This is a genomic window from Testudinibacter sp. TW-1, from assembly GCF_050613185.1.
Classification (GTDB): domain Bacteria; phylum Pseudomonadota; class Gammaproteobacteria; order Enterobacterales; family Pasteurellaceae; genus Chelonobacter.
In genome coordinates, this window is record NZ_CP192511.1 from 2,602,787 (window position 1) to 2,620,359 (window position 17,573).

Annotated in this window: 15 protein-coding genes; 4 read left to right on the forward strand and 11 right to left on the reverse strand. The window is 47.9% G+C overall.

Annotation, left to right across the window (positions count from 1 at the left end; translation table 11 throughout):
- Positions 1-14: 14 nt before the first annotated feature.
- The 6 genes from ACQ31U_RS12535 to thrS form a co-directional block, all read right to left on the reverse strand.
- Positions 15-596, reverse strand: a complete 582-nt coding sequence (locus ACQ31U_RS12535; protein ID WP_431052583.1) for a LemA family protein — start codon at positions 594-596, stop codon at positions 15-17.
- A 205-nt stretch (positions 597-801) separates the two neighbouring features.
- Entirely contained in the window at positions 802-1,158 is a 357-nt protein-coding gene (rplT, locus tag ACQ31U_RS12540) for a 50S ribosomal protein L20 (RefSeq protein ID WP_431052585.1), read from the reverse strand.
- 40 nt (positions 1,159-1,198) lie between these two features.
- A complete protein-coding gene (gene rpmI, locus ACQ31U_RS12545) occupies positions 1,199-1,396 on the reverse strand; it encodes a 50S ribosomal protein L35 (RefSeq protein WP_034613912.1) in 198 nt (65 codons plus the stop codon).
- A gap of 100 nt (positions 1,397-1,496) precedes the next feature.
- Entirely contained in the window at positions 1,497-2,036 is a 540-nt protein-coding gene (gene infC / locus ACQ31U_RS12550) for a translation initiation factor IF-3 (RefSeq protein ID WP_431054346.1), read from the reverse strand.
- A 178-nt stretch (positions 2,037-2,214) separates the two neighbouring features.
- Complete coding sequence (locus tag ACQ31U_RS12555; protein WP_431052588.1) at positions 2,215-2,550, reverse strand: helix-turn-helix domain-containing protein; 336 nt, start codon at positions 2,548-2,550, stop codon at positions 2,215-2,217.
- A 571-nt stretch (positions 2,551-3,121) separates the two neighbouring features.
- On the reverse strand, positions 3,122-5,053 hold the full coding sequence (gene thrS, locus ACQ31U_RS12560) for a threonine--tRNA ligase (RefSeq protein ID WP_431052590.1): 1,932 nt from the start codon (positions 5,051-5,053) through the stop codon (positions 3,122-3,124).
- 265 nt (positions 5,054-5,318) lie between these two features.
- Between thrS and ACQ31U_RS12565 the strand changes: the two genes are divergently transcribed.
- A complete protein-coding gene (locus ACQ31U_RS12565; RefSeq protein ID WP_431054347.1) occupies positions 5,319-6,176 on the forward strand; it encodes a fructosamine kinase family protein in 858 nt (285 codons plus the stop codon).
- On the opposite strand, the gene ACQ31U_RS12570 is transcribed toward ACQ31U_RS12565, so the two are convergent.
- Positions 6,173-7,099 carry a LysR family transcriptional regulator gene (locus ACQ31U_RS12570; protein ID WP_431052591.1) on the reverse strand — a complete coding sequence of 309 codons (927 nt, stop codon included), beginning with the start codon at positions 7,097-7,099 and terminating at the stop codon, positions 6,173-6,175. The two genes, ACQ31U_RS12565 and ACQ31U_RS12570, sit on opposite strands and share 4 nt — an antisense overlap.
- 131 nt (positions 7,100-7,230) lie before the next feature.
- Between ACQ31U_RS12570 and metE the strand changes: the two genes are divergently transcribed.
- Complete coding sequence (gene metE / locus ACQ31U_RS12575; RefSeq protein WP_431052593.1) at positions 7,231-9,495, forward strand: 5-methyltetrahydropteroyltriglutamate--homocysteine S-methyltransferase; 2,265 nt, start codon at positions 7,231-7,233, stop codon at positions 9,493-9,495.
- Between the two features lie 202 nt (positions 9,496-9,697).
- Positions 9,698-11,053 carry a lysine-sensitive aspartokinase 3 gene (gene lysC / locus ACQ31U_RS12580; RefSeq protein WP_431052595.1) on the forward strand — a complete coding sequence of 452 codons (1,356 nt, stop codon included), beginning with the start codon at positions 9,698-9,700 and terminating at the stop codon, positions 11,051-11,053.
- An 85-nt stretch (positions 11,054-11,138) separates the two neighbouring features.
- Here the strand turns inward: lysC and ACQ31U_RS12585 are convergent, their stop codons facing one another.
- Positions 11,139-12,155, reverse strand: a complete 1,017-nt coding sequence (locus ACQ31U_RS12585; RefSeq protein WP_431052597.1) for an LLM class flavin-dependent oxidoreductase — start codon at positions 12,153-12,155, stop codon at positions 11,139-11,141.
- 164 nt (positions 12,156-12,319) lie between these two features.
- Between ACQ31U_RS12585 and ACQ31U_RS12590 the strand changes: the two genes are divergently transcribed.
- Complete coding sequence (locus ACQ31U_RS12590) at positions 12,320-13,624, forward strand: serine dehydratase subunit alpha family protein (protein ID WP_431052599.1); 1,305 nt, start codon at positions 12,320-12,322, stop codon at positions 13,622-13,624.
- Positions 13,625-13,701: 77 nt separating this feature from the next.
- Here the strand turns inward: ACQ31U_RS12590 and ACQ31U_RS12595 are convergent, their stop codons facing one another.
- The 3 genes from ACQ31U_RS12595 to ACQ31U_RS12605 form a co-directional block, all read right to left on the reverse strand.
- Positions 13,702-16,557: a valine--tRNA ligase gene (locus ACQ31U_RS12595; RefSeq protein WP_431052601.1), complete on the reverse strand. Its 2,856-nt coding sequence runs from the start codon at positions 16,555-16,557 to the stop codon at positions 13,702-13,704.
- Between the two features lie 60 nt (positions 16,558-16,617).
- Positions 16,618-17,058, reverse strand: coding sequence for a DNA polymerase III subunit chi (locus ACQ31U_RS12600; RefSeq protein WP_431052603.1), 441 nt, complete (start codon positions 17,056-17,058; stop codon positions 16,618-16,620).
- Positions 17,059-17,266: 208 nt separating this feature from the next.
- Positions 17,267-17,497 (reverse strand): hypothetical protein, encoded by a 231-nt coding sequence (locus ACQ31U_RS12605; protein ID WP_431052605.1) that lies wholly within the window; start codon positions 17,495-17,497, stop codon positions 17,267-17,269.
- Positions 17,498-17,573 lie beyond the last annotated feature (76 nt).

Here is a 17,573-nt window from a genome sequence, read left to right on the forward strand (position 1 = left end):
GTCTGACCGCACTTTTAGTTGAAATTCACAACCGGCGCGTTTTGCGCCCCTTCTGCCGCTTGGAAATACGGTTTTTCTTTAAAGCCGAAAATCATCGCCGCAAATTTGGTCGGGAACTGGCGCACATAGCTGTTATAAGTGCGAGCCGCCGTATTGAAATCGTTACGCGCTTTGTTGATACGGTTTTCGGTACCTTCCAATTGCGCTTGCAGATTCATGAAACCTTCATGCGCTTTCAGTTCAGGATAACGTTCAACCGTGACTAACAAACGGGATAATGCCGAACCAACCGAATTTTGCTCTTGTTGGAATTGGTTTAATTGCTCCTGCGTCATATTCGCCGGGTCGATTTTGGTTTGTGACGCTTTGGCACGCGCTTCAATCACACCGGTCAAGGTGTCGCGTTCAAAATTCGCTTGCCCTTGCACGGTATTGACAATATTCGGAATCAAATCGGCACGACGCTGATAAGATGACTCGACGTTTGCCCACACAGAGTCAATCTCTTCCTCCGCCCGCACTAATCCGTTGTAGCTGCTCATTAAAGTAACACCGGCAATCACGGCAACAATAATAATCGCAATCCATTTTTTCATGATAATATCCTTTAGCAAGATTTATAACACATCAACATAACGCCAATGCCAGAATAACGTTTTAAAATCGAGTTATTTTCCAAGAAATGTCGGGAAATTGCAAATATCTTTATAATGTTGCCATACAATAACTTGAAATGCGCAAACGTTGCATAAACAAAAAGGGAGCCTTAGCTCCCTTCTCGTGTTGCGTTAACTTAATCTATTAAGCTAAAGCAGATTTTGCTTTTTCAACTAAAGCGCTGAAAGCCACTTTGTCGAACACCGCAATATCGGCAAGGATCTTACGATCGATTTCGACAGACGCTTTTTTCAAGCCGTTGATGAAACGGCTGTAAGACAATCCGTTTTGACGAGCCGCCGCGTTGATACGCGCGATCCACAATTGACGGAATTGACGTTTGCGTTGGCGACGGTCACGGTAAGCATATTGACCTGCTTTGATAACCGCTTGGAAAGCAACGCGATACACGCGTGAACGCGCACCATAATAACCTTTAGCAGCCTTAAGAACTTTCTTATGACGAGCTCTGGCAACAACACCACGTTTTACACGGGCCATAGGGATCTCCTTTGATCTATTTTAACTGGAATGAAATGAACTATGCGTACGGCAAGCAGGCTACCACTAATACTTGGTCGGCTTTCGCAACCATGGATTTGTGGCGTAAATGACGTTTACGTTTAGTCGATTTCTTGGTCAAAATATGACGCAAGTGAGATTGTTTACGCTTAAAACCGCCGGAAGCCGTTTTTTTGAAACGCTTCGCAGCACCGCGTACTGTTTTAATTTTTGGCATAATTGGATTAACTCCGCATTGTATTATTAATCAATGTAATCAGGCGAATAAAAACGCGTTTGGCTTGCGCCAACCGCACTTTATTACTTGTCGGCGCTGATTACTTCTTCTTCGGCGCAAGCACCATCACCATTTGACGGCCTTCCAGTTTTGACGGAGCGGACTCCACCACGGCGATGTCAGCCAGATCGTTTTTCACGCGTTCCAACACATCGGCACCGATTTGTTGATGGGCCATTTCACGTCCGCGGAAACGGATTGTGATTTTGGTTTTGTCCCCATCTTCCAGAAAGCGAATCAGGCTGCGTAGTTTTACCTGATAGTCGCCTTCGTCTGTACCAGGACGGAATTTAATTTCCTTAACCTGAACAACTTTTTGCTTTTTCTTTTGCTCTTTCGCCGTCTTGCTTTTTTCGTAAAGGAATTTGCCGTAGTTCATGATCCGGCATACCGGTGGTTCTGCATTCGGACTGATTTCAACCAAATCCAAAGCGGCAGCCTCTGCCATCTCTAGTGCCTGTTGAATACCGACAATCCCAGCCTGTTCACCTTCTGCATCGATCAAGCGAACTTCTTTCACCTTAATCTCGTCATTAATACGATTTGGGCGTTGCGTCTGAACTCGTTTTACCGCTTTAATAGTTTTCTTCCTCTAATGAATTTAAGACAGCCCTTACAATCACAACCTAATCATGTAACCAAAGAGCAACCGAAATAATTTACCGTCTTTTAACCTAAAGACGGCAAAAAAGTGGCGTAGATTTTAAAGAAAAATCAGGCGATATGCAAGGGAATTTTAAGGATTATATGACTTTCCGCTACCCGTTCGCTAAGCTTTCGAGAAATGCGATAAAAGCCGTTTTTTGCGGTAGTGTTAACGCTTGCCAATGGCGATCGATTCTGTCGCTATTCCAATCGGAATCTAACATACAATCCATAAAAAAATAACTGATCGGCGTGTGTAAGAAATTTGCAATACTCACTAGATGGGAAACATTAATTTTATTTGTCCCTCTTTCATAGCGTGATAATTGTTGTTGTGAAATATCCAATAATTCCGACAATTTTTCTGCCGAAAAACCGCACTCCTTCCGTTTTTGTTGAATTCGCTTTCCAATCAAACGATCAACTTCCGTTGGATCTAATTTTGCCATTTACTGCTATCCAAATTTATTTTACTCACCTATAGACTATTTTTCATGATTTTTACGCTTGAATGAACCTCATTTAGGGTGTAGAATCGATAATAATTACTCTCTTACGGACTTTTTACATATAAATTTTGCAAAATTACTATAGGATAAAAAACCTTTCATGCAAAAGATCAGGGAAATATTGATTCATTTTCTAACTATTGCACTTTACTTTTCTTATGTAATATTGTGTATTGTTTTTCCTGTTTATGCCGTTGTTAAAGATGTCGAAAATGACGAAATTATATGGGCGGTTGTTGATTTGCTGCTTTTTATTCCAATTGGAGCAATTCGCGGACTAATGTATTTTTTCACCTCCTTCATTCATGGTATATATATGTAAATCGAATCCGCTTGTCTCATGTGATTATAAAAAATACAACGTTTTTTGTGCTGTGATAAATCAAGCACTGCGTATAAAGTGCGGTGGTTATTGCCATTGGCAGGATGATGGTTGCGCTTTTATAGATGTTATCAATTCAACATAAAAAAAGGCAAGCCAAACTTGCCTTTTTCCATCGAATCAAAGAAATTATACTTCGCCCAACAATTTCAGTTCACGGCTGTGAACTTGATTTTTCAGCAGTTGGGTGAATTCATCAATGGTGAATGTGCCCAAGTCTTGCCCTTTACGGGTGCGCACCGCCACTTTACCGGCTTCGATTTCTTTGTCGCCGCAAACAAGCATATACGGCACGCGGCGTAGGGTGTGTTCGCGGATTTTGAAACCGATTTTTTCATTACGCAGATCCGATTTCACACGCAAGCCTGCTTCAGACAGGGTTTTGACCACGTTTTGCACATAATCCGCTTGCGAATCGGTGATGTTCATCACCACCGCTTGCACCGGCGCGAGCCATGACGGGAAGAAACCGGCGTATTCTTCGGTGATAATGCCGATAAAACGTTCGATTGAACCCAAAATCGCGCGGTGGATCATCACCGGCACTTTGCGCTCGTTGTCTTCCGCCACATAAGAGGCGTTCAAACGACCCGGCAAGGCGAAATCCAGTTGGATTGTGCCGCATTGCCATTCCCGATCTAAACAATCACGCAAGGCAAATTCGATTTTCGGCCCGTAGAATGCGCCTTCGCCCTCTTGAATTTCATAAGCTAAGCCGTTATGTTTCAGCGCATTTGCCAACCCTTCTTCGGCTTTGTCCCAAATCTCGTCGGAACCGATACGGCTTTCCGGACGGGTCGAGAGTTTAACCTGAATATTGGTGAAACCAAAGGTGCTGTAAATGTCGTATACCATGCGGATACACGAAGTCACTTCGCTTTCCACCTGATCTTCGGTACAGAAAATATGCGCGTCGTCTTGGGTGAAGCCGCGCACGCGCATTAAACCGTGCAACGAGCCGGACGGTTCGTTACGGTGGCAAGAACCGAATTCCGCCATACGCAACGGCAAATCGCGGTACGATTTCAAGCCCTGATTGAAAATTTGCACGTGTCCCGGGCAGTTCATCGGCTTAATCGCATATTCGCGGTTTTCCGATTGGGTGGTGAACATCAAGTCGGCGTAGTTTTGCCAGTGTCCGGTTTTTTCCCACAACACCCGATCCATCATAAACGGACCTTTCACTTCTTGATAATCGTATTGTTTCAATTTGGTACGCACGAACGTTTCCAATTCGCGGAAAATCGTCCAGCCGTCGTTGTGCCAAAATACCATGCCCGGCGCTTCTTCCTGCATATGGTACAGATCCAACGCTTTGCCGATTTTACGGTGATCGCGCTTCGCCGCTTCTTCCAAACGTTGCAAATAAGCCGCCAGTTGCTTTTTATCCGCCCATGCCGTGCCGTAAATCCGTTGCAGCATTTTGTTGTCGCTGTTGCCGCGCCAATATGCGCCTGCCACTTTTTGTAATTTGAAGTGGTGGCAGAATTTCATATTCGGAACGTGCGGCCCACGGCACATATCAATGTATTCTTCATGATGATACAACGCCGGCGTTGCGGTTTTTTCGATATTTTCGTCTAAAATCGCCAGTTTGTATTCTTCACCGCGGGCTTTAAAGGTGTCGTAGGCTTGCTGCCAACTGACCACTTTTTTCACCACGTCGTAATCGGTTTTCGCCAGTTCGAGCATGCGTTTTTCGATCGCGTCCAAATCGTCTTGATTCAAAGTGCGGTCAAGATCCACATCATAATAGAAACCGTTGTCAATCGTCGGGCCGATTGCCATTTTCACATTTGGGAACAGTTGTTTGATTGCGTGCCCCAGTAAGTGCGCGCATGAGTGGCGGATAATTTCCAAGCCGTCTTCGTCTTTGGCGGTGATGATTTCCAGGGTGCTGTCTTCGCTGATCAGATCCACCGCGTCTTTACGCACGCCGTTCACGCGCCCCGCAATAGTCGCTTTGGCAAGCCCTGCGCCGATACTTTGCGCCACCTCGAATACGGAAACAGGATTATCGAACTGACGTTGTGAGCCGTCAGGTAAAGTAATAATTGGCATAAATTTGTCCTTACAGTGGTCGCCCATACGCCAGGCGACTTGTTTAAAATGAATGGTTGTTAAAATCAGTTTATTTTTCGCACCTACTCTGTGCAAAAACCTATTCTGTGTAAAAAATAGGGCGGTAGTTTAGCAGATATGCCAAATGATTACCATCATCGACAATAACTCCGGCAAAATTGCTAATGTTTGAGCCAAATCACAGTAAAATCAAGCCATTCTGGCTAAGATAGGTTAACAGGCGACCAAAACCAAGGAGTAAATGATGTGGAAAGCAATTTCTCAGCTGTTGGCTGAACAATTCGGTTCTTACTACACGATTAAATCCAAAACGCCTGTTGCGGACGGCGAAATGCATCAGGCTTGGATTATTGATGACGGTAATATACCGGTTTTTGTCAAAGTAAATGACAAAACCTATCGCTCGATGTTCCGCACCGAAGCCGATCAATTAACGTTATTAGCCAAGAGCGGTACGGTGCGTGTGCCGCGGGTTTACGGCGTAGGTTGTGCCGAAAACGTCAGTTTTATTCTCCTAGAGTCTTTATCACTATCCCCGTTGCCAAGCAATAAAATGGCAGAGTTAGGCGCACAGTTGGCGGCGTTGCACAGCAATAGCAACAACCAAGAATACGGTTTTGATTACGACACCTGGCTTGGTCCGGTGTATCAACCCAATGCATGGTCAAAAAATTGGTCAACCTTTTTCAGTGAAAACCGAATCGGTTGGCAGTTGCAATTATGCAGAGAAAAAGGGATTGAATTCGGACGGTTTGAAGACATTATTTCCTCGGTCTGCTTCCATCTTGCCAAATATCAGCCTGTGCCCGCACTGTTGCACGGGGCGTTCTACCATAAAAATTTCGGTATTTGTGATAACGAAATCGTGCTGTTTGATCCGGCATGTTATTGGGGCGATTCGGAGTGTGATTTGGCTCTGTTTGAGCTGTTTACACCAATGCCGAGCGAATTTTATCAAGCCTACAACGGCATTAATCCGGTTGATAACGGTTATCGGCAACGTAAAAGCATTTATCAGCTTTATTACCTGCTCAATTTTAGCCACCGCTTTGGCGGCAATTATATTGAACAGGCGGCGGATCTGATTAAGTTATTGGATTAATCCAACACCGACAAGCCCGGTAAGGTGGAAAAACTTTGCGATTTGACGGTGTGATAAAAATCCTGCACAAAGGCGGTGTTGACATCACTTTCGCGCACCGCCGCATACAGCTCGCTTTGCAAGCCGTTATCGGTGATTTTGCGCGCCACCACATAACCGCGCTCCAAGTACGGTAATACCGCCCAATACGGCAGTGCTGCGATACCGCGCTTACTGGCGACCAGCTGAATAATCGCAATCGTCAGTTCGCTGGTGCGGCGTGCCGGATTGATCCCTTGCGGATAAAGCACTTTACGCAACAAATCCAACATATCGTCCGGCACGGGGTAAGTAATCAGGGTTTCGTCGGCAAAATCTTCCGCCTGCCACACCGCTTTTGCCGCAAGCGGATGATCTTTCGAACAAATCCCGACCATTTCATAACCAAATAGCGATTGGTGCACAACTCCCGCGGTCTCTTCCACTTCCGACACAATCGCCCAGTCCGCGCGGTGGGTCAGCAATAATCCGAGCGTATCGGTGTGAAAACCAGACACAATATCCAACTCGACCAAAGGCCAATTTTGGCGGAACGAATCCATCGCCGGCATTAACCAGTCAAAGCAGGTGTGGCATTCGACTGCAATCCGCAACTGCCCTGCGTCGCCCTCTTTCACCCGCACCAAATCCAACTCTGCGTCCACCACCTTCGGCAAAATATCATAGGCGAGCTTGATTAAGCGCTCCCCGGCAGCGGTGAAATGTAACGGTTGGGTTTTACGCTCAAACAGGGTGAGACCATACTGCTCTTCCAACAGTTTGATTTGATGGGAAAGTGCAGATTGGGTGAGGTAAATCCGTTTGGCGGCAAGCGACACACTGCCGGTTTCTTTCAATGCAATCAGCGTTTTTAAATGACGGAGTTCTAAAAATATCGGCTTCATTAAAATTATTCATCATCTCTGTGAAAATTATGAGTTTGCATAATATACTAAAATCCGTCATCCTGCATCTCAGATAGCCATTTAGACGGCTATTTAAGAATAAATCAGTTTAAATATCGGGAGAAACCATCATGACAACATTTCATTTAGCCGGCTTTCCGCGCGTAGGCGCAAAACGTGAATTAAAATTTGCTCAAGAACGTTATTGGCGCAAAGAGTTGGCAGAGCAAGATCTGCTCGACATCGCCAAAGCCTTGCGTGAGAAAAACTGGCGACACCAAGCCGCCGCCAACGCAGATTACGTGGCGGTAGCCGATTTTACTTTCTATGATCATATTTTGGATCTGCAAGTGGCGACCGGCGCAATTCCGGCACGTTTCGGCTTCGACAGCAGCAATTTGAGCTTAGAACAATTCTTCCAACTGGCGCGCGGCAATGCGGAACAGCACGCCATCGAAATGACAAAATGGTTCGACACCAACTATCACTACCTTGTGCCTGAATTCCATAAAAACAGCGAATTCAAAGCCAATCCGGCACACTATGTACAACAACTGCAAGAAGCACAAGCGCTAGGCTTAAAAGCCAAACCGACCATTGTCGGCCCGATCACGTTCTTATGGTTAGGCAAAGAAAAAGGCAAAGAGGCGTTTAACCGTTTGGCGTTGTTGGACAAACTCTTACCTGTTTACGAAGAAATCCTGACCGCACTGGTACAAGCCGGTGCAGAATGGATTCAAATTGATGAACCGGCTTTAACCGTCGACCTGCCGGCGGAGTGGATTGCGGCATTTAAACCGACTTATGAAAGATTGGCAAAACTGCAAGCCAAATTATTGCTTGCCACCTATTTCGGTTCAGTTGCCGAGCATGCCGATTTATTAAAAAGCTTGCCGGTTGCCGGCTTGCATGTGGATTTGGTGCGCGCACCGCAACAATTGGCGGCGTTTGAAGATTATGGCAACGTGTTGTCTGTCGGGGTGATTGACGGGCGTAATATCTGGCGTGCAAACCTCAACAAGGTGTTAGACGTGGTTGAGCCGTTAAAAGCCAAATTGGGCGAAAAGCTGTGGATCGCACCAAGCTGCTCGCTGTTACACACGCCATTTGACTTGGAAGTGGAAACCCAATTAGACAAAGATCTCTATTCATGGTTAGCCTTTAGCTTGCAAAAAATCCAAGAGTTGAATGTGATTAAACAGGCATTAAATAACGGTCGCGCCAGTGTTGAAACCGCACTTGCCGCAAGCCAAGCCGCTGCCGACGCACGCGCCGCTTCAAGCGTGATCCACCGCCCTGAAGTTGCCGCCCGTTTAGCCTCGCTGCCAGCCAATGCGGATCAACGTCAATCGCCGTTTTCCGAGCGGATTAAGTTACAACAAGCGTGGTTAAACCTACCGCTGTTGCCAACCACCAATATCGGCTCGTTCCCACAAACCACTGAAATTCGCCACGCCCGTGCCAACTTCAAAAAAGGGGCGATTTCAGCGGCGGAATACGAAGCGGCGATGAAAAAAGAGATCGCCTATGTGGTTGAACAACAAGAAAAATTGGATTTAGATGTGTTGGTGCACGGTGAAGCCGAACGTAACGACATGGTGGAATATTTCGGCGAATTGTTAGACGGTTTTGCCTTCACCAAATTCGGTTGGGTGCAAAGCTACGGCAGCCGTTGCGTGAAACCGCCGGTGATTTTCGGTGATGTGGTGCGCCCAAATCCGATGACCGTTTCATGGTCCACTTACGCCCAAAGCCTGACCCAAAAACCGATGAAAGGCATGTTGACCGGGCCGGTGACGATTTTGCAATGGTCTTTCGTGCGTAACGACATCGAACGTTCAACCGTATGTAAACAAATTGCACTGGCGTTAAACGATGAGGTATTGGATCTGGAAAAAGCCGGTATCAAAATTATCCAAATCGACGAACCGGCAATCCGTGAAGGTTTACCGTTGAAACGTGCCGACTGGAACGATTACCTCGATTGGGCGTGCGAATCATTCCGCTTGTCCTCTTTCGGTGCGCAGGATTCGACGCAAATCCATACTCATATGTGTTATTCCGAGTTCAACGATATTCTGCCGGCAATCGCAGGCATGGACGCAGACGTGATCACCATCGAAACCTCGCGTTCCGATATGGAATTGCTGACCGCCTTCGGTGATTTCAAATACCCGAACGACATCGGACCGGGCGTGTACGATATTCACAGCCCACGCGTCCCGACTGCGGCGGAGATCGAGCATTTGCTACGCAAAGCATTAGACGTCATCCCTGCCGAACGGTTGTGGGTCAATCCGGATTGCGGTTTGAAAACCCGCGCATGGCCGGAAACCAACGCCGCGTTGGAAGTGATGGTCAACGTCACCAAAAAACTGCGTGCCGAGTTAAACTAAAACACAGCAAAACCGCACTTTGAGTTTAAAATGCAAAGTGCGGTCTGAACCACAAAACCATCGCAGTGGATTGATTGCGATGGTTTTTTATTATGGCGCGTTTTAGTTGTGGATTTTTTACATAAAAATGGCAAACTACAAAAGAATAAAAACACAACACTTAACAACATTAACCTTAACTTTAACTACAGGAACTCAAACCATGTCCCATCTTTCCGTTGCTAAATTCGGTGGCACGAGTGTTGCCAACTTCCCTGCGATGAGTGCGTGCGCCAAAATCGTGATTGCTGATCCCAACACCCGTGTGGTGGTGCTTTCCGCTTCGGCTGGCGTTACCAATATTTTGGTGGCACTTGCCAACGGTTGCGAAAGCGAACAGCGCACCCAATATTTAGACGAGCTGCGCACCATTCAATACAACATCTTAGATGAATTGAAAAACAATAACGTTATCAGCGAAGAAATTGACCGCTTGCTTGCCAATGTCGCCTCACTTTCCGAAGCCGCCAGTTTGGCAACTTCGCCGGCGCTGACCGATGAATTGATCAGCCACGGGGAAATGATGTCGACCTTGATTTTTGTGGAAGTGTTGCGCGAACTGCAAACCAACGCCACTTGGATCGATGTGCGCCAGCTGGTCGCCACCAACAGCAATTACGGCAAAGCGGCACCGGATGACGCCAAAACGCAAAAAAATTGCGACAATATCTTAAAACCGCTGATTAACCGTGGCGAGCTGGTGATCACCCAAGGTTTTATCGGGCGTGATGAAAAAGGCAAAACCACCACACTCGGACGTGGCGGCAGCGATTATTCCGCGGCATTATTGGCGGAAGTCTTGGACGCCAAAGACGTCTTGATCTGGACCGACGTGCCGGGCATTTACACCACTGATCCGCGCGTTGTGCCTGCTGCACAAAAAATCGATACCATGAGCTTTGCCGAAGCGGCGGAAATGGCGACTTTCGGCGCGAAAGTATTGCACCCTGCCACCTTATTACCTGCGGTGCGCAGCAATATTCCGGTTTATGTCGGCTCAAGCAAAGATCCGGCGGCGGGCGGCACTTGGGTCACGCGCGATCCGCAACCGCGCCCGACATTCCGTGCGATTGCGCTGCGCCGTGACCAAACCTTATTAACCTTGTCCAGCCTGAGTATGCTGCACGCACAAGGCTTTTTAGCCAACGTGTTTAATATTTTGGCAAAACACAAAATTTCGGTCGATACCATCACCACCTCCGAAGTCAGCATTGCCTTGACCTTAGACAAAACCGGTTCGGCGTCTTCCGGCGCGAGTATGTTGTCCAACGAACTGCTGACCGAACTGAGCGAAGTTTGCAATGTGAAAGTGGATACCGGTTTATCGCTGGTTGCCTTGATCGGCAACGATCTGCACATTACCGCCGGCGTGGCAAAACGTTTATTCGGCACAATCGAACAGTATAACGTGCGTATGGTCAGCTATGGCGCCAGCACCAACAACATCTGCTTATTGGTACAAAGCCAACACGCCGACGACGTGGTGCGCTTACTGCACGCAGAGTTATTTGAAAAATAGTCGTCTGGAAAATCAAGCAACCGTACTTTGGCTAAAGTGCGGTCTCAGCCCTTAATTGCTACGCCGGTTAAGGGCTTTTTATCGACTAAACCGCACTTTGGTATTGTTCGGCGATTTGTTTGAATAAGCGATAAGAATCGAGCTGTTTTTGCTGATCGTAAATATAGGTGACCGCCATCATTTCATCGGCTTTGATAATACGCTGTAACTGGTGCAACTGATTGGCAACACTCGCCGGGCTGCCCAATAAGGTGCAGGCGGTCATGCTGTTCAACACCTGTTGCTCGTGGGGTTCGATTTCCCCGGCGGCAATCGCTTTAGGCGGTTGCAACGGCAAATGGGTATTGCGCACCACATTCAGGAAAAAACGCTGCTGCGACGTTGCCAATAATTCGGCTTCGGCGTCCGTTTCCGCCGCAATCACATTCAGGCACAAAATAAAATACGGTTCGGCCAACACACTGGACGGTTTGAATTGCCGACGGTAAATCGCCACCGCACTTTCCAACATTCGCGGCGCAAAATGGGCGGCAAAAACATAAGGCAAGCCCAACTCGGCGGCTAAATAGGCGCTTTCGGTGCTCGAACCCAAAATATACAGCGGAATATGCGTGCCGACTCCCGGATAGGCTTTGACAAAACCCTGTTTATCACTGTCGCCTAAATAACGTTGCAAAGTGCGCACATCATCGGGAAAAGACAGCGCGCTTTCCAGCGCAGGATTACGGCGTAGGGCTTGCGCCGTTGCCTGATCGGTTCCGGGCGCACGCCCTAATCCCAAATCAACCCGCTGCGGATACAGGGTTTCCAACGTGCCATACTGCTCCGCCACCATTAACGGACTGTGATTCGGCAACATCACCCCGCCGGAACCGATTCGCATCCGCTGTGTGTGCTGCAACAAATGGCTGATTAATATTGACGTCGCCGAGCTGACCAAACCGGGCGTGTTGTGGTGTTCCGCCACCCAATAACGGCTATAGCCTAATTGTTCGGTCTGTTGTGCCAGCCATGTCATCGCCTCAATTGCCTGGCGGTTGTCAAAACCGGCACGCACCGGCGCGAGATTCAATACCGAAACCGCAAGTCCTGTCTTGTTCATACTTAATCCTAATGCTGATTCATCACAAAAAACGATTATACACCCTTCCGCTTCAAGAGAAAAAAGCTTAAAAAATCACATTTCAGACATTCGTTTCTTTATCTTGCCGGCTAACCTGCTATGATATGCGCCGTTATTTTTCTCTTTCTCAATGGTAATGATTTATGCCGAAACTCAGCGAACTATTACAAACCCAATTAGTCGAAATCGTGCGCAATGATGTTGTGCCGGCATTAGGCTGCACCGAGCCGATTTCATTGGCACTGGCTTCAGCGGTGGCAGCGAAATATCTCGCGGCAAAGCCGGAGCGAATCGAAGCTAAGGTATCGCCTAATCTGATGAAAAACGGCTTAGGCGTTGCCGTGCCGGGTACGGGCATGGTCGGTTTGCCGATTGCGGCGGCGATTGGCGCGTTGGGCGGAGATCCCGACGGCAAATTGGAAGTGTTAAAACAGATCACCGCGGAACAAATCGCCGCGGCAAAGCAATTGTTAGCCGAGCAAAAAGTCACGGTCGGGATTAAAGATACCGAGCAAATTCTCTATTCGCAAGCCACCTTATTTCATGGTAACGATTGGGTCAAAGTCTGTATTCAAGATAATCACACCAATATTATTTCGATTGAGAAAAACGGTGAGATGATCTATCAACATGCCGGACGGCAAGCCTGTACCAGCGAAAACGAATATACGGTTTTCGAGCAACTGACCGCTCAAGATCTGTTTGATTTTGCCGTCAATGTCGAAATTGACAAAATCGCGTTTATTTTAGAAGCGGCACGGCTGAATACCGCACTTTCGCAAGAGGGCCTAAGCAAAAACTACGGTTTGCATATCGGGCGCACGCTGCAAAAACACGTCGGCAGCGGCTTGATGTCGGACGATTTATTAAGCCGGGTGATTATCCAAACCACCGCCGCCTCCGACGCGCGCATGGGCGGCGCAACCCTACCGGCGATGAGCAATTCCGGTTCGGGCAATCAAGGTATCGCCGCCACCATGCCGGTGGTGGTGGTTGCCGAGTATTTGCAAGCCGATGAAGAAAAACTGACGCGCGCCCTGTTTTTATCGCACTTAATGGCAATTTATATCCACAGCAAACTGCCGAAGCTTTCCGCACTTTGCGCCGTCACCACCGCGTCAATGGGCAGTTGCGCCGGCATTGCCTGGTTGCTGACCGGCAAATTTGAAACCGTGAGCATGGGCATTTGCAGCATGATCGGCGACATCAGCGGCATTATCTGCGACGGCGCCGCCAACAGTTGCGCGATGAAAGTCTCCACCAGCGTATCCAGCGGCTACAAATCGGTGCTAATGGCAATGGACAACACCCGCGTCACCGGCGAAGAAGGCATTGTCGAATATGATATTGACGCCACCATCAATAACCTTTGCGCCATCGCCTCACGCAGTATGCTCTACACCGATAAGCAGGTGATTGAAATCATGGTGAGTAAACCGAAAAGATAGTTTTTAGCATAAAAAGTGCGGTATAAAAAAGGGCGCATATCATGCGCCCTGATTCTTTGCTGAGCCTATTTGCCCAATTACAGCGTTTCAATACTCAAATACTGCGCTTTGAGTTTTTCCATGCCGTCTTGATACTCCGCCATTTTTGACCGTTCTTTATCGATCACCGCCGCCGGCGCTTTGGCGACAAAGCCTTCGTTTGACAGTTTATTTTCGATACGGGCGATCTCATTTTGCAAACGTTCGATTTCTTTGTTTAAACGCGCCAGTTCCGCCGCTTTATCGATGAAACCTGCCATTGGCACCAGCAACTCGCAGCCGCCGACCAGTTTCGCCACCGACAACGGTGCGGTTTCGCCTTGCGCCAACACTTGCACCGAATCCAATTTCGCCATATTTTGCAACAAAGTGCGGTTTTTGGCTAAACAAGCGGCTTCGTTCTCGTTTAAATTCCGCAGCAGCAGATCCAAGCCTTTGCCCGGCGGAATGTTTTTCTCGGCGCGGATATTGCGCACATTGACGATAATTTCTTTCAGCCACTCGATTTCATCAAGTGCGGTTTGATCGACACGTTCTGTATTATAACTTGGGAACGGTTGCAACATAATCGTATCGCCATGCACGCCGACCAAGCCTTTCGCCCGTTGCCAGATTTCCTCGGTGATAAACGGAATAATCGGGTGCGCCAAACGCAACAGACTTTCCAACACGGTTAATAAGGTGTGGCGAGTGCCGCGTTGCTGCGCTTCGCTGCCGCTGTTAAAGACCGGTTTGGTCAATTCCAGATACCAGTCACAGAACTGATTCCAGGTGAATTCATACAGAATATTCGCAGCCAAGTCAAAACGATAGCTGTCCAATGCCTGACGGAAGGCTTTCACCGTATTGTTGTATTCGGCTAAAATCCAACGATCCGCTAGGGAAAGTTCTTTTTCGCCTGCGCCAAAACCGCAATCTTTGCCTTCGGCGTTCATCAACACAAATCGGCTGGCGTTCCATAGTTTGTTACAGAAATTACGGTAACCTTCCAAGCGGTTCATATCCCAGTTAATGTCACGCCCGTTTGACGCGAGCGCACTCAAGGTGAAACGCAATGCGTCAGTGCCATGCTGATTAATGCCGTTCGGGAACGCTTTGCGCGTGGCTTTTTCGATTTTTTCCGCCAACTGCGGTTGCATCATATTGCCGGTACGTTTTTCAACTAAGGCTTCCAAATCAATGCCGTCGATCATATCCAACGGATCGATCACGTTGCCTTTCGATTTCGACATTTTTTGCCCGCTTTCGTCACGGATCAAACCGGTCACATACACGGTTTTGAACGGCACTTGCGGCTTGCCGTCTTTATCTTTGATAAAGTGCATGGTGAACATAATCATTCTGGCAACCCAGAAGAAGATAATGTCAAAGCCGGTGATCAACACATTAGTCGGGTGGAACATTTCCAAATCAGGGGTTTGTTTCGGCCAGCCTAAGGTCGAGAATGTCCACAGCCCGGAAGAGAACCATGTATCCAGCACATCATCGTCTTGGCGCAACGCAACATCGGCGGCTAAGTTGTATTTCGACCGCACTTCGGCTTCATCGCGCGCCACATACACCTTACCGCTCTCGTCGTACCACGCCGGAATACGGTGTCCCCACCATAATTGACGGGAAATGCACCAATCTTGAATATCGCGCATCCACGAGAAATACAGGTTTTCATACTGTTTCGGCACAAACCGGATTTCACCGTCTTCCACCGCTTTAATCGCCGTTTTCGCCAATGGGGCAACGCTGACATACCATTGATCGGTCAGCATTGGCTCAATCGGCACACCGCCACGGTCGCCGTAAGGCACTTTCAGATCGTGCGGTTTGATTTGATCGAGTAAACCCAGTTCTTCAAACTCGGCAACCAACTGTTTACGCGCCGCAAAACGCGCTAAGCCGCGATAGTTTTCCGGAATAAAGGCTTGGTAATCGTTGTTGGCTTTGCCGTCGCTGTTCAGCACTTCCGCTTGCTCGCGAATATCGGCGTTCAGCGTCAGCACGTTGACCATCGGCAATTGATGGCGTTTGCCTACTTCGTAGTCGTTGAAATCATGCGCCGGCGTGATTTTCACCACGCCCGTTCCAAACTCGCGATCGACATAATCGTCGGCAACAATCGGAATTTCACGATTGGCGAGCGGTAATAAGACGGTTTTGCCAATCAGCGATTGATAACGCTCGTCTTCCGGGTGCACCGCCACTGCGGTATCGCCCAACACGGTTTCAGGGCGGGTGGTGGCAACCACTAAATAATCCAAGCCGTCCGCCGTTTTCGCCCCGTTTGCCAACGGATAACGGAAGTGCCACAGGCTGCCTTTGCTCTCTTTGTTTTCCACTTCCAAATCGGAAATGGCGGTGTGCAGTTTCGGATCCCAGTTCACCAAACGCTTACCGCGATAAATCAAGCCCTCTTCATGCAAGCGCACGAACACTTCTTTCACCGCATCGGACAGCCCCTCGTCCATAGTGAAGCGCTCACGTTCCCAATCGACCGAGTTCCCGATACGGCGCATTTGTTGGCTGATCGTGCCGCCCGACTCCGCTTTCCATTGCCAAATGCGATCAATAAAGGTTTCGCGCGTAAAATCATGCCGCGTTTTGCCCTCTTCCGCTGCAATTTTGCGTTCAACCACCATCTGTGTGGCGATTCCGGCATGATCCGTCCCCGCCTGCCACAAGGTATTATCGCCCTGCATACGGTGATAACGAATCAAAGTATCCATTAATGTCTGCTGGAACGCATGCCCCATGTGCAAACTGCCGGTGACATTCGGCGGCGGAATAGCAATGCTGTAACTCGGACGGGAACGATCTTCCGACGGTTTAAAATAGCCGCGTTGCTCCCAATTTTGGTATAAACGCTGTTCGATATTTTGTGGATTATAAGTGGTTTCCATATTCTCTATCTTATTTGAAAGTGCTGACCGCACTTTATTACTTACTAAACGAATTGCTGATTAAATTTGCTGTGTCGACAATTCGAATCCCAGTTGGCGATACTGCTTATAGCGTTCGCGCGCTTGGATTTTGGCTTGTTCTTCGCTTGGCACAAAATCAATCACTTGGCTAAAACTGTTGGCAAAATCGGGAACCGCACTTTGCAGTGAAATCAGCAAATCGCGCCGTTGGCTATTGCGTTTACCGATCCAACTGATTTCAATCGGGGTGGCATAAGTGGTGATTTCGCCGGACAAATTATGCGGCACAAATTGTTCCGCATCGCGTTGCCACAAGGCTTCGTCCAGCAGTAATGCCTGCCGTTCCGTTTCACAGGCGATTAACACTCGCTTGCCGAGCCGCCATGCATCGGCCGCCAAATCGCAAGTCAACGCTTCTTGCGCGCTCAGCTCTGAATCCGCTTTTCCCGCCTGTAAAAGATAAAATTGTGCTTTTTTCACCTGCCAACCTTTTCACTTGCCAAATAACTTTTCAGCTTGAAAATAAACGTCTGATTTTAGCGAAAAACCGCTGTGAGTGAAAGGGGAAAATCAAGGTTGTTACTGACAACAGCGGCTTAGTTAGGTTTGGTATGTAGATAAAAAATTGCCGCAGTCTCAATACAGACACTGCGGCAATCCGATTCTAAAGAAAAAAAGGAAGACAATTTTAAATAACGGCTTGAATTTGCGCGAGATCGTATTCGCTCGGAATCACTTCGGTCAAATTCACTTTCGCTAAAATTCCACCCAGCTTTTTGGTGGCGCGGCATTGTGAAACAACCGCACTTCCCAAGGTGATCGAGACATATTTCGCCTTATTCAACGCAGTGCAAATTTGCTCCGCATCCGCTTCGGACAAACATTCAAACTTACGTACAGACATAGGTGCAAGCGCCATAACAACCTCCTTTAGATAATTATTTATAAAATAGAAAATAACTGGAGTTAACTATACACTATTTTTCGTTTAAATT

What these genes read in the sequence shown, in the direction of transcription:
- metE (WP_431052593.1), top strand. Translation starts at nt 7,231, where the DNA reads ATGACAACATTTCATTTAGCCGGCTTTCCGCGCGTAGGCGCAAAACGT.
- lysC (WP_431052595.1), top strand. Translation starts at nt 9,698, where the DNA reads ATGTCCCATCTTTCCGTTGCTAAATTCGGTGGCACGAGTGTTGCCAAC.
- ACQ31U_RS12565 (WP_431054347.1), top strand. Translation starts at nt 5,319, where the DNA reads ATGTGGAAAGCAATTTCTCAGCTGTTGGCTGAACAATTCGGTTCTTAC.
- ACQ31U_RS12555 (WP_431052588.1), bottom strand. Translation starts at nt 2,550, where the DNA reads ATGGCAAAATTAGATCCAACGGAAGTTGATCGTTTGATTGGAAAGCGA.
- ACQ31U_RS12535 (WP_431052583.1), bottom strand. Translation starts at nt 596, where the DNA reads ATGAAAAAATGGATTGCGATTATTATTGTTGCCGTGATTGCCGGTGTT.
- rplT (WP_431052585.1), bottom strand. Translation starts at nt 1,158, where the DNA reads ATGGCCCGTGTAAAACGTGGTGTTGTTGCCAGAGCTCGTCATAAGAAA.
- ACQ31U_RS12570 (WP_431052591.1), bottom strand. Translation starts at nt 7,099, where the DNA reads ATGAAGCCGATATTTTTAGAACTCCGTCATTTAAAAACGCTGATTGCA.
- ACQ31U_RS12585 (WP_431052597.1), bottom strand. Translation starts at nt 12,155, where the DNA reads ATGAACAAGACAGGACTTGCGGTTTCGGTATTGAATCTCGCGCCGGTG.
- thrS (WP_431052590.1), bottom strand. Translation starts at nt 5,053, where the DNA reads ATGCCAATTATTACTTTACCTGACGGCTCACAACGTCAGTTCGATAAT.
- ACQ31U_RS12605 (WP_431052605.1), bottom strand. Translation starts at nt 17,497, where the DNA reads ATGGCGCTTGCACCTATGTCTGTACGTAAGTTTGAATGTTTGTCCGAA.
- ACQ31U_RS12590 (WP_431052599.1), top strand. Translation starts at nt 12,320, where the DNA reads ATGCCGAAACTCAGCGAACTATTACAAACCCAATTAGTCGAAATCGTG.
- rpmI (WP_034613912.1), bottom strand. Translation starts at nt 1,396, where the DNA reads ATGCCAAAAATTAAAACAGTACGCGGTGCTGCGAAGCGTTTCAAAAAA.
- ACQ31U_RS12595 (WP_431052601.1), bottom strand. Translation starts at nt 16,557, where the DNA reads ATGGAAACCACTTATAATCCACAAAATATCGAACAGCGTTTATACCAA.